General features: G+C 30.7%; 11 protein-coding genes and 1 pseudogene. 6 read left to right on the top strand and 6 right to left on the bottom strand.

Going from position 1 to position 12872, the window contains the following annotated elements; genetic code table 11:
* Positions 1–14: 14 nt before the first annotated feature.
* Positions 15–584, bottom strand: a complete 570-nt coding sequence (locus BST83_RS07150) for a Crp/Fnr family transcriptional regulator (protein ID WP_104809190.1) — start codon at positions 582–584, stop codon at positions 15–17.
* A 169-nt stretch (positions 585–753) separates the two neighbouring features.
* Between BST83_RS07150 and BST83_RS07145 the strand changes: the two genes are divergently transcribed.
* The 4 genes from BST83_RS07145 to BST83_RS20590 all read left to right on the top strand — a co-directional run bounded on the left by BST83_RS07145 (position 754) and on the right by BST83_RS20590 (position 5244).
* Positions 754–2094, top strand: coding sequence for a DEAD/DEAH box helicase (locus BST83_RS07145; protein WP_104809189.1), 1341 nt, complete (start codon positions 754–756; stop codon positions 2092–2094).
* Between the two features lie 105 nt (positions 2095–2199).
* Positions 2200–3513, top strand: coding sequence for a DEAD/DEAH box helicase (locus tag BST83_RS07140; protein ID WP_104809188.1), 1314 nt, complete (start codon positions 2200–2202; stop codon positions 3511–3513).
* 508 nt (positions 3514–4021) lie between these two features.
* Entirely contained in the window at positions 4022–4183 is a 162-nt protein-coding gene (locus tag BST83_RS20130) for a hypothetical protein (RefSeq protein WP_205853524.1), read from the top strand.
* Positions 4184–4824: 641 nt separating this feature from the next.
* Positions 4825–5244: an FAD-dependent oxidoreductase gene (locus BST83_RS20590; RefSeq protein WP_240614575.1), complete on the top strand. Its 420-nt coding sequence runs from the start codon at positions 4825–4827 to the stop codon at positions 5242–5244.
* 374 nt (positions 5245–5618) lie between these two features.
* On the opposite strand, the gene BST83_RS07120 is transcribed toward BST83_RS20590, so the two are convergent.
* From BST83_RS07120 to BST83_RS07110, 3 genes are all read right to left on the bottom strand, one after another.
* A complete protein-coding gene (locus tag BST83_RS07120) occupies positions 5619–6539 on the bottom strand; it encodes an alpha/beta hydrolase fold domain-containing protein (protein WP_104809187.1) in 921 nt (306 codons plus the stop codon).
* A gap of 12 nt (positions 6540–6551) precedes the next feature.
* A complete protein-coding gene (locus BST83_RS07115) occupies positions 6552–7127 on the bottom strand; it encodes an amino acid permease (RefSeq protein ID WP_240614685.1) in 576 nt (191 codons plus the stop codon).
* 474 nt (positions 7128–7601) lie between these two features.
* Positions 7602–8504, bottom strand: a complete 903-nt coding sequence (locus tag BST83_RS07110; protein ID WP_104808686.1) for an IS1595 family transposase — start codon at positions 8502–8504, stop codon at positions 7602–7604.
* A gap of 52 nt (positions 8505–8556) precedes the next feature.
* Between BST83_RS07110 and BST83_RS07105 the strand changes: the two are divergent.
* A pseudogene (locus tag BST83_RS07105) lies at positions 8557–8880 on the top strand (DUF1003 domain-containing protein); the annotation flags it as partial.
* A 667-nt stretch (positions 8881–9547) separates the two neighbouring features.
* On the opposite strand, the gene BST83_RS07095 reads toward BST83_RS07105, so the two are convergent.
* The gene (locus BST83_RS07095; RefSeq protein WP_104809184.1) at positions 9548–10885 is read right to left on the bottom strand and encodes a DNA recombination protein RmuC; all 1338 of its coding nucleotides are present in this window, start codon (positions 10883–10885) and stop codon (positions 9548–9550) included.
* 44 nt (positions 10886–10929) lie between these two features.
* On the opposite strand from BST83_RS07095, the gene BST83_RS07090 reads away from it, so the two are divergent.
* Positions 10930–11469, top strand: coding sequence for a 1-acyl-sn-glycerol-3-phosphate acyltransferase (locus tag BST83_RS07090; protein WP_104809183.1), 540 nt, complete (start codon positions 10930–10932; stop codon positions 11467–11469).
* A 28-nt stretch (positions 11470–11497) separates the two neighbouring features.
* Here BST83_RS07090 and pepT read toward each other — a convergent pair whose 3' ends face one another.
* Positions 11498–12742, bottom strand: a complete 1245-nt coding sequence (pepT, locus tag BST83_RS07085) for a peptidase T (RefSeq protein WP_104809182.1) — start codon at positions 12740–12742, stop codon at positions 11498–11500.
* Positions 12743–12872 lie beyond the last annotated feature (130 nt).

Genomic DNA, 12872 nt, shown 5'->3' with positions numbered 1-12872 from the left:
TGAACCTAAATCAATTAAATACGTTTTCTTATTCTACTTAAAGCCTGCGCGGTTACACCTATATAAGAGCTAATATATTTTAGTGGAATTACTTTCAAGAGCTCTGGACGCTCTTTAAATAATCTCAAATAACGTTCTTTTGCTGATAAATTTAAAAGATTTTGCTCTCTTTTAGATTTTATCAAAAACAAACGTTCTGCAGTTAAACGGCCAATTAAATTACCTATTTGCGTTGTTTTATAAACTTCTTGTAAATCGGCATAGGTTATACTTACAATCGTAGTTTCGGTAAGTGATTGCAGTTGGTATGCGGATGGTTTTTGAGTTAAAAAAGAATCGTAAGCACTTATAAACTGATTTTCAAAGCTAAATCCAAAAGTAGTTTCTTTGTCTGGATCTTCGTTAGGAATAAATAAACGAACGACACCCGATTCAATAAATGAAATATGATTTTCTATCTCATTAAGTTTTAAAAAAATAGTTTTTTTCTGAAATACGCGACGCTTTAATTTGGAGTTGAAGAAATCCCAATCAAATTTAGAAATGGTTGCTATTTGATCTAAATATTCTTTTATCTGTTCCAAATTGTTTCTGAAAATAGTTTTATCAAAGATACGGATTCAGACTGCCTTTACGGATGTTAATATAGATATAAAATCGCGCTTTTTTCTAATTATCAATATTCTAAATTCACAGGAATCATTTGTTCATTTACCAAGAACCTTATTAGTACCTTTGCAAAAAAATTATTTGATGTCAAAATCGTTTTCAGAGTTAGGGATTCATAAACAATTGCAATATAGTTTAGCTAAGTTAGAAATTTCTGTTCCTACAGATATTCAGACAAAGACAATTCCTGTTGTATTAAATCAAAAAGAGGATTTGGTTGTTTTAGCAAAAACAGGAACGGGTAAAACGGCTGCTTTTGGATTGCCTTTGCTGCAATTAGTTGATTTAGAAAACACTCAAATTCAGACGTTAATATTAGCGCCAACGAGAGAATTAGGGCATCAGATTTATGATAATTTAGTTTCTTATTCAACAGAAATTCCAGAAATATCTATTGCTTCTATTTGTGGCGGAATACCCATAAAACCGCAAATAGAACGCTTAAAATCAACGACTCATATTGTAATTGCAACTCCAGGTCGTTTGGTAGATTTAGTAAAACGTGATGCCATCAATATTAAAGAAATCAAGTATTTCGTTTTGGATGAAGCCGATGAAATGGTCACTGCTTTAAAAGAAGAGGTAGATGCTATTATCAAAGAAATTCCGAAATCAAGAAGAACGTTGTTGTTTACGGCTACAATGCCAGGAACGATCAAACAATTAGTTCAAAATTACATGGCGAAACAGGTAATTCATATTGAAGCGGATATGGGAACTGTTGGTCATCAGGGAATTGATCATCAATATGTTGTTGTAAAACCGATTGAGAAATTAGAGGTCTTACTTCATTTTTTAAGTTCTAAGGATGGGAAACGCGGAATTATATTTTGTAAAACGAAAGCTGCAGTTAATAAACTAGCAAAAAATCTAGCCATTAATAAATTCTCTTCTGGGGCTATTCATGGTAGTTTAACGCAAGGAATTCGTGATCGAATTATGGGGCAATTTAGAGAAGGTAACATTAATATTTTAGTAGCTACGGATTTAGCTGCTCGTGGAATTGACGTAAAAGAAATAGAATATGTGGTAAATTATCATTTACCAGACACGTATGATACGTATGTTCATAGAAGCGGACGTACAGCAAGAGCAGGAGCAAAGGGGCTTTCTTTAAGTATTATTCAAGATGATGAAGTGCAAGATATTCCTGAATTTGAAAAAGTATTAGGCATTCAATTTCATCAATTTAAAAAAGCCGATTCAAAAAGTATTGAAGAAAACAATGGTTTGTTGTGGGCCAAAAAAATATTTAAAACGAGGCCGAATCACGACGTTTCTCAAGATTTTAAAGCACAAATAAAAACAATATTTCATCATTTAACAAAAGAGGAATTAGTTGATAAAATATTGGCAAATTACTTAGCACAAATGGCTTCTACAAAAACAAAACCGGAAGCACCTAAAAAGAAAAAAAAGAAATAACGAAATCTGTTAATTAGTATTAAAAGTTAAATTGTCTGTTAAAAGGTAGTGTAAGACTATTGATACATTTAATTACTGATTTACGTCTAATAGAACAAAATAATTATGGCAAATAACATTAAGAATCAAGAGGATATATTAGCAAAATTAAATATTACTGCTTTAAATTCGATGCAAGAAGAGGCCGTTTCTGTCATAGAAACAACTACAAATACCATTTTATTATCGCCAACAGGAACTGGAAAGACACTTGCTTTTTGTTTGCCATTGATTGATTCTTTAGATCCAGAATCAAATGAAATTCAGGCGTTAATATTGGTGCCATCCAGAGAATTAGCGATACAAATTGAACAAGTTATCCGTACAATGGGTTCTGGTTACAAAGTGAATGCAGTTTATGGTGGCCGACCAATGTCTAAAGATAAAATTGAATTAAAACACATACCTGCAATTTTAATAGGAACCCCGGGTAGAATTGCAGACCATTTTGCCAATGATCGTTTTTCTAAAGATTATATTAAAACCTTGATTTTAGATGAGTTTGACAAGTCTTTAGAAGTAGGTTTTGAATATGAAATGAGAGGAATTATTAATCAATTGCCTGCTTTAAATAAACGCATCTTAACTTCTGCTACTCAAGGTGTTGAAATTCCTGAATTTGTTAAATTAGACAAGCCAACAATCATTAATTATTTAAAAGAAAAGAGAACGTCGCAATTGGCTATTAAAACAGTAATTGCTCCTGAAAAAAATAAATTAACAACTTTGTTGGATCTAATTCAGCATATTGGGAATGATCCCGGAATTGTTTTCTGTAATTTAAAAGACAGTATTGAAAAAGTAAGTGCTTCTTTAGATCGTAATAATATTAGTCATGCTTGTTTTTCAGGCGGAATGGAGCAAAAAGATAGAGAGCGTTCTTTAATTAAATTTAGAAACGGAACCTGTCAATTATTAATTGCGACCGATTTAGCTTCTAGAGGAATAGATATCGTTGAAATTAAATATATTATTCATTTTGAATTGCCGCAGCATGAAGAAGATTTTATTCATAGAAATGGAAGAACGGCAAGAATAAATGAAAAAGGAACGGCTTATATTTTAAAATGGGAAAAAGAAACTTCGCCAGATTTTATTAAAAATTCAAAAGGTGAAAACATTTCTAAAAAGGCAAAATTAGAACCTCAATATTGGGAAACGTTATTTATTTCTGGCGGAAGAAAAGATAAAATTTCAAAAGGGGATATCGCTGGTTTATTTATAAAACAAGGCGGTTTGACTAAAGACCAATTAGGTACGATTGAATTAAAACCCGATTGTGCGTTTGTTGCAATTCCACGAGCACTTGCTAATGGTTTGGTAGAAAAATTAAATAATACGCGATTAAAAAAGAAAAAAGTCCGAGTTACTGTTTTATAGTAATTGTTTTTTAATAGATTTTTTTTAAGTAATAATGCCAATTTCTATGAAATAGAAAAAGGCATGGAATCTGTTATAAAAGAATATTTTGCATACTCAAATGATTATCAGTTTTGCGCAGTGGGGTTTTATATTTTTAATACTCATAAAATTATGAGAACTACAATTTTAAAAACAACTGGATGCAAGCAACTTGACTTGCAATCAGTCCACTATTATTTTTTTACATCAAAAGAAATCGGTTTAACTGTGCTGCATTAAAAATTACGAATTCATTTTACAGCATCTATATCTTGGTTATAAAATCTTAAAAAATAAAGCATCTTTTTGAACACAATACACATCAAGTTTTACCATTTAATAAGTTTATGGTAAGATTGATAAAGTCCTTTCTCTTTTCAAGCTTACTAATTGCATTTTCTGAGCTATATGGTCCATTGACTGCAATTACTTTGCTAATATTTCATGGATTTATTCCTTTTACAATGCCTCTTTAATTTTAACAGGATTGGGTCCAGTAGATGAAATGCCTTCAGATAGCGTGAAACTATTCGCTTCATTTTATGCGGTATTTAGCGGAATTGCTTTTTTAAGCACAGTAGCCGTTATTTTTGAGCCCATTGCCCAAAGATTATTACACATTTTACACATAAACGAAGATGAAAATTAATATACCAAAAATAATTATTATTGGCGCCGGGTTTGGCAGCTTATCGCTAGCAAAAGCACTAAAGGACTAAAATGCAGATGTTCTTTTAATGGATCAAAATAACTATTATAATTTTCAACCGTTAATGTATCAAATTGCTACAGGTGGTTTAGAACCGGATAGCATTGCATACCCAATAAGATGAATTTTTAAAGGTTATAAAAATGTAACTTTTAGAATGGCCAAAATGAATGCTTTAAATACCGTTGAGAACGAAATAGAAAACTTCAATAGGTGTATTTCCATTTGATTATTTAATCATTGCCACAGGTAGTGAAACTAATTATTTTAATTTTAAAATCAATTTTGGATGCTTTAAATCTTAAGAGTTTTATTTTTTAAAATTTAGAAAAGGCATTAATTAACCAAAAGGACCAATCTCTTGAAGAAATATTGAACATTGCCATAGTTGCTTTAGGACAAGCAGGAATTGAATTAGCAGAGGCACTCGCAGAAATGAAACGCCTCATAATTCCTAAAGATTTTCCGTTTTAGATATTTCAAAAATGGAAATTAATTTAGATGAAGCTTCACCAAAAGTATCATCAGTAACTTCTGAAAATGCTTCTCTTAAAAGTTATGAGTACCTAAATGAATAAGAAATTAATGTAAATCTAAACGTAAAAGTTGTAAGTTATGACGAAACTTATTTAACACTCGCGGATGAAACACCCTTTAAAACAGACACTGTAATTTGGACGGCAGGCGTCAAAGGAAACCCAATTAATGGATTGACAGAAGAGACTTTTGTTGGTAATAGAATTGTTATTAATGAGTTTAATCAGGTTTTAAATACCCGTTCAATTTTTGCAATTAGGGATGTGGCGAGTTATATTTCAAAAGAAAACCCAAAAGGATTTCCAATGTTAGCGACCGTTGAACAGCAATATGGAAAACAGTTACCAAATAATAGTATCAATCTAATAAAAGAAAAAGCATTACAATCTTTTGCATATAAAGACAAAGGTACAATGGCAACAACAGACCGAAGAAAGCCGGTTGTGAACCTGACGAATTGGTAATTTCAAGGGACTTTTGCATGGTTAGTTTGGATGTTTATTCACACTATGTCATTGATAGGTTTTAGAAATAAAGCGATTGTTTTTTTAGATTGGATGAATAATTATTTTATATATGGTAGGCCTTTAGGATTAATTATAAGACCTTATAATAGAAAATAAATACTGATACTATTTGTTGATTTTTTACTTTTTAAGGGATCTTTTTGGACGCATAATTTTAGTCGTTATCATTTATAATTCCAGGTTTATAGATTTTATGAAGTATTTGGGTTGTAATCAAATTGGCAGTTTTTCTACTATTTTAGATGATACTATTTATTTTTATGTAGAGAAGGATCCGCATAAAATAAAATAATTAAGAAGAATTAAGAGAACTATTTTACTACACTCATTTGATAAAAAGAGCCATCAAAAATTACTTTTCTGATAAAAATAAAAGCCTCTTTAAAATCTTCTGAAGGTAGATTTAAAATATTATGACCTTTATTTTTATATCCATAAAACATAAAACTTTTGTGAAGACTTTCTAGTTTTTCAACTATATTTTTAGAACCATCCATTACAAAATATCCCTTATCTAATGGAGAGCAAGAGCGATGTGCTCCCTGATAATAAGGTATAACTTTATCTTCTGTTCCGTGATAAAACACACCAGGTACTGCATTTGATTTGTTTATTAAAGTACTATTTAAAATAGCACCTGAAATGGAAATTATTCCAGCAATAGAAATGTTTTTATACCTTTTAGAGCGTTTGCCTAATAACTGTTTGTTGTAGGCGATATTTAGCAATGTTTCTGCGCCTGCACTTGTGCCAAATAAAATAATTTTTTTAGGATCAATTTTAAAGTTACCCCTTAAAATATAGGATATTGCCTCCAATACGTCTTCTTCTGCATTTGAGTATATTTTTAAAGCTTCATTAAAAGGTAAATTACAGTTAAAAATTGTCTTTTTATCTAAAAGTCTATAATCTACAGATGCCACCACAAATCCTTTTTTTGCAATTCCATTAGCCAATGATATAAGGGATTTATCATTTCTGGCTCCTGTTTTAAATCCTCCTCCATGAATGATAATAAATAAAGGTCTTTTTTTAAAATCATCATTAATTGGTTGATACAGATCTAATTTTAAACTGTCTATTTTTTTTATGGCAAACGTATATGTTTTTGAACTTACTGTATCAAATACAGCATCCACATATCTAGTTTGAGAAATTATGAATTGACAATTGAAGATTAAAATCAGTAAAAATAGGACCTTTAATTGCCTTTTATTTTTTAAATATTTCATAAAATTAAATAATTAAAAGAACTTCTCTTGCTCTTCTACATAATTGGCAGAACTTTTAAATCCTTTGATGCTTGGTGTCGCCAGCGCAAAACCAAAAAACAATGCATTTGTAATACTGCCATTTGTAGGGGTTTTAAAGTTTGTAATTAGGACTTCGAGTCCGTTATTGAAAATAAAGTAAATACAAAATAAGCATAAAATAACTAAAGAGGTTAAATGAAAAATAAATATAAAAATTATCGGAATTACTACCCATGAACTGCTTAGGTATTTTATAGCCTCACTGGTAGATATTACCGCCGTTGCCACGTAAGATAAACCAGTTAGTGATGCGGCAAAAGAGGCGGTAAATTTTTTAGTAGTATTTAACAGCGCATTATAAGCACCCCCATTTAAAGGCAAAGCACTCAACACTTCTCCGTAAATTTTTCTAAATAAAAATAAGATAAAAGAAACCGATAATAAAGAAATCCAAGCATATTGTACTGCATAAACAATGGCTAAAGCAGAAACATACAAGCAAGAAGAACTAATATCATTGCCACAAATTGCGGTAGCAGCTAACTGGTTTAGTTTCTTCTTCATCATTTTAAAATTAGATAACAAAGATAATTATAAATTATGCTATCATTAATTGTATACCTAAATTTAAAGTGAATTATTTAGCTCCGTTTTTACATGAAAACATTTATCAGTTCTATATCAAACAGAGAATAGTAGGAATCAGAAAAAGTACTAGGTAAAAGCATTAGGAAATCAATATTTGATCTTATTCTAAGCGAATTTCCTAATTTTAATTTAAAAACTGTCATTTCTATTTCTGAGTTAAATCAATACCGTCAGAAATACATTGCCCTGTATTTATTGAATGAAGTAGGGGAGTTAAGTAACTTAAAAGAAGACGTGCTAATAACTCTTATAATCAAGAAACACTTTCTGCTGAAATTAATACAAAATCAGAGAATTCTAAATTTACTTTAGGACAGCGTTTAGCAGATAAAATTACGTCTTTTGGTGGGCGTTGGAAATTTATTATGATGTTCGGAGTATTTATTTTTTGAGTTATACGCTTAGCGTCTGTTTTATTTGATTTTGATATATTGGTTTACTTTCTACCATTCTATTAATCGTTTTATGAAATATGCTGGTTTTAAATTGAGATCGATTAATTCTAAAACAAAACTCATCAAAGTATGCTTGAATATGCCATTTACTTACATGGGTTGGTATTGCTCTCAACCATGACTTAACTTGCATAATCACAATGTGTAATTGTTTGAAATTAGCACCATTATTACTATATATTTGGTCAATGTCATACATCTCTTTTAAAGGTTGGTAACCTCTCCATTTATCAGTTACTATTTTAGCAGATGTACTTATATGCTCTTCAAATATCGGGGTTAATGATTTTGCAGAATAGTCTTTGATGGATCTGATATAAACTCTTTTAACTTTATTGCCATCTGTTAATTCTACTGCGATAACAGCCTTTTTCTTTTTCGTATCATAACTTCTTCCTTGTTTGCCTTCTTCTTTCCCTCCAACAGTAAATTCATCAACATGGATTAATTTCTCTAAAGGATATTTTTGACTGCTTTTCATTGCTTTACGCACTTTTTGCATGAAATACCACGCTGTTCCTTGGCGAATGCTAAAACGTTTTCCCATTTGAATACTTGAAATACTTTTACTACTTGTACTCATTTCAAAAACCACACAAAAGGCTTTTTGCAATCCAAATTTAACTTTATGAAATAAGGTGTTTGCAGTGGCGCTTTCTACGTGTTGACAGTTATAACAATGGTATCTATAATCTACTTTTTCACAGCCTTTGGTATGACCACATTTCATACAAGTAAATCCATCTTGCCATTTTATTTTGGCTAAATACGCTTTACACGCAGCATCATTTGGTAATTCTTTTATAAAGTTTAGTATATCTTGACCTTCAAATTGTTCCATATCTCTTGTTTTAAAGGTTATAATATACGGAAATTAAATGACTAACTCAATTATTTTTATTTGGATATTTTTAAACATTTTTTTGATAAACAAAGGTTTTGATACGTATCCTTTTATCTTATTAAACCTTATTCTGTCTTGTTTAGCCGCGTTGCAAGCGCCTTTTATTATGATGAGCCAAGGCAGACAAGAAGAAAAAGACAGAGATCGCGCAAAGCAAGATTATATAGTGAACCTTAAATCGGAATTAGAAATAAGGATGCTTCACGAATAAATAGATCATTTAATTATTCATCAGCAACAAGAACTGTTAAACATTCAAAAGGTTCAGATAGAGATGATGAAAGATATCATGAAACAACTAAGTACAAAATAATAATAGAAATACAATCGATTTAGTTCTTTCAGGTGCAGGCGCAAGAGCGCAAGCCCATATAGGCGAGCTTCAATCATTAAATAAACAAGATTAGAAAAATTTACTAGCGTCTCAAAGAAACTAAGAGAAAGTACGGGTAAGACCTTTTGGTGATATTTCTAATTCTGGTGCTGCAATTCCAGTTCCAAAAAAAAACTACGAAGAGCTATTACAGAAGGTTTGGTTGAAAGTTTTAAAAGTTGGTAAAAGCAATTAATAACTATAAACAAATCTTATTATTTGGCCATTTGGGTGGATTAATCTACTATAGAAAATTGCCAAGTTGTTTATATAACAGATATTTTTTAAACTTTTATAATATTACTTTTTACCGTCCAGAAAAACAAGGAAAAAGGTCTACTCAGAATCATGGAAAACTAAAAAAAGAGTTATACAATTTGGATTGGATTTATGCTTTGGAAAAAAAATTATTTTACCAATGAAGATTTCGAATTAGAAGAAAATTCTTCTACCCCATTAAAAGAGCATAAATCAAGTTAAAAATGGTATTAGAGAAAGCTAAAAGAAAATCATAGAAACTGCACTAATGAATTTGACCGAACGACTTATTATACTAAAAAAGGTGCTAATTGGATTGGTACAAGAAAGTCGAGTGATTATATCCGTATTATTCGCTCGCTCTTTTAATAATATTTTCAGGAATTGCTTTTTTCGCTTTGGCACCCATTTTTTTTAATTTTTCAACACTACTAATTAGATTTCCTCTTCCGTCAAAAAGTTTATTCATCGCATTTGAATATTCTTTTTTACTTTCATCAATTCTTTTACCAATACTAATTAAATCACTTAAAAGACTTTGAAATTTATCATATAAAGCTCCGGCTTGTCTTGCTATTTCAATCGCATTCTTTTGCTGCTTTTCGTTATTCCACATAGAATCGATAGTGCGTAAAGTTGCTAATAAAGTCGTTGGCGTGACAATAACAATATTTTTTTCGAAAGCTTTGTTGTATAAATGATTATCAGCATTAATTGCAACTGCAAAAGCGGGTTCAATAGGAATAAAAAGCAATACAAAATCTGGCGATTCTATTTTGTAAATATCTTCATATTTCTTTTCTGATAATTGATCTACATGTCGTTTCAAAGAAACAACATGTTCCTTTAAAAATTGTGCTTTTAAAGTTTCATCATCTGCATTTACATATTGCTCATAAGCGGTTAAAGAAACTTTAGAATCTACAATCATTTTTTTATCATCTGGCAAATGAATAACAACATCTGGTAAAATTCTTTTGCCATCATCACTAGTGAAGCTTTGCTGCACATAATACTCTCTATTTTTCTCTAAACCAGATTTTTCTAAAACTCTTTCTAGAACTAATTCGCCCCAATTCCCTTGTGTTTTATTATCACCTTTTAATGCTTTTGTGAGGTTAATGGTTTCCTTGCTCATTTGCAAATTCATCTCTTTTAAACCTATAATTTGCTGACGTAAAGCGGCATGATAATCGATACTTTCTTTATGAGTTTTATCTACTTTGTCTTCAAAAATTTTTATTTTTTCTTGAAGCGGATTTAAAATTATTTTTAAGTTTTGTTTGTTTTGTTCTGTAAATTTAGTTGATTTTTCTTCTAAAATTTTGTTGGCGAGCACTTCAAAATCATTTGTAAACTTTTCCTGTAATTTCTCTACTTCCGCTTTATGTTCATCCAACTTTAGTTGTAAATTTTTATTTTCTGATTCTTGCCTAGAACTTATCGTAATTAATTGTTCTTTTTCTTGCTGATTGTTTTTCAACTCCTTTTGAAGTTCTATATAATTATCTTCAACCATATCTTTAGATTGCAGCAATAAAGCAACGCGTTCTTCTAGTGTAGATTTCTCTTTTTCTACAGTGGTTTTCTCTCTTTCTAAATTTAATTTGGTTAAAAGATTGCCAATAAGAAATCCTACAAAGCTAAATATCAGTGCAATTAACAAGTAAATAATCAAATTGTTCATCATATCAAATTAAGTGCTTAAATTTATCACTTTTAAAACAGACAATGAAAGCAATTGCAAGATTTATATTATACACCATTTTAGGTTGGAAGCTAGATGGCGATTTCAATAAAGATATAAAAAAATATGTTGTTATTGCGGCTCCACACACAAGTTGGCAAGATTTTCCTATTGCTATTTTAGCAAGAACGAGTTCTGGAATTATGGTGAATTTTATAGGTAAAGATTCTCTTTTTAATGGTCCTTTTGGATTTTTCTTTAAGGCTTTAGGTGGCACCCCAGTTGATAGGAGTAAGAGCAATAATTTGGTAGATGCCATAATTCAGATTTTTAATGCTAAAGACGAATTTAGACTGGGTTTATCACCAGAAGGAACTCGCAAAAAGGTTGATAAATGGAAAACTGGTTTTTATTATATAGCCAAAGGTGCCAATGTGCCTATTGTGATGGCAACCTTAGATTTTGAGAAAAAACAAGTACAACTTTCTGACCCTTATTATACCACAGATGATAAGGAAAAAGATTTTGAGGTTTTTTATGCTTTTTACCACAATGTTAAAGGTAAAAACCCAGATCAATTTTAAGAGGGGTTTTAAATCTCTTTCAATTTCATTATACCTTGTATTTATTAGCAACTTTGCTTGCAATTCCTATAATTACTTCTATTGCTTTTATCATAGATTCAACCGGAACGTACTCAAACCGTCCGTGAAAATTATGTCCGCCAGCAAAAATATTAGGACACGGCAACCCTTTGTAAGAAAGCTGAGAGCCGTCTGTGCCGCCTCTAATTGGTTTTATTAACGGTGTAATGCCTATATCTTTCATTACCTCTTCTACAAGGGCTACAATATGCATCACAGGAGCCACTTTTTCCTTCATATTAAAATATTGATTCTTTATTTCTACCTTAATTACATCTTGCTGTAAACGTTCGTTAAAATCAAACGCAATCTTTTGCATTAAGTATTTTCTTTTTTCAAACAAATCTAAATCGTGATCTCTAATAATATATTCTAAAATCGTTTCCTCTACATTTCCGTTCATGTCGTGTAAATGGAAAAAACCTTGGTAATCACTCGTTTTTTCTGGAACTTCGTTGGCAGGCAGTGCTCCAATAAATTCAGTTGCAATTAGCATGGAATTGATCATTTTTCCTTTTGCATACCCAGGATGTACAATTTTACCTGTAATAGTAACTTTGGCGCTTGCGGCATTAAAATTCTCGTATTCTAGTTCCCCAATTTGACTGCCATCCATGGTGTATGCCCATTTTGCGCCAAACTTTTCTACATTAAATAAATGTGCACCTTTGCCAACTTCTTCATCAGGTGTAAAGCAAATTCTAATTTTACCGTGTTTAATTGTTGGGTTTTTGATTAGATATTCCATTGCCGAAACAATTTCTGTAACCCCGGCTTTATCATCTGCGCCTAAAAGCGTTGTTCCGTCTGTGGTAATAATTGTCTGACCTATATATTGTAATAAATCTTCGAAATAATTGGGAGATAAAACAATGTTTTTCTCTTTGTTTAGAATGATGTCTTTTCCGTCATAATTTTCTATTATTTGAGGATTTACATTTTTCCCTGTAAAATCTGGACTCGTATCAATATGTGAAATAAAGCCAATCGTTGGCACTTCATAGTCCAAATTACTTTGTAAAGTAGCCATGATGTAACAATTTTCATCCAACTCAACATCTTGTAACCCAATTTGATTGAGTTCTTTTTCTAAGATTTTGGCTAAATTCCATTGTTTTTTTGAACTCGGAAAAGTAGGGTTGTTAGGATCTGACTCCGTATCAATGGTTACATATTTTATAAAACGAGCTATAATGTGTTGTTTATTAATCATTATTATGGATGAATTTTAATGTTTTCTATTAATGAAAAAAAAGAACAGAACCTTTAGTTATCCAACGAATCGCCATAGATTTCTGTTTTTGAAAGGATGAAATTTTGAGCATTTACTTTTATAAAACTTG

The sequence above is a fragment of the Polaribacter filamentus genome, from assembly GCF_002943715.1.
GTDB classification, from domain to species: Bacteria; Bacteroidota; Bacteroidia; order Flavobacteriales; family Flavobacteriaceae; genus Polaribacter; species Polaribacter filamentus.
Note: the sequence above shows the minus strand (reverse complement) of the source record. Positions and strands in the feature narration are given on the sequence as shown.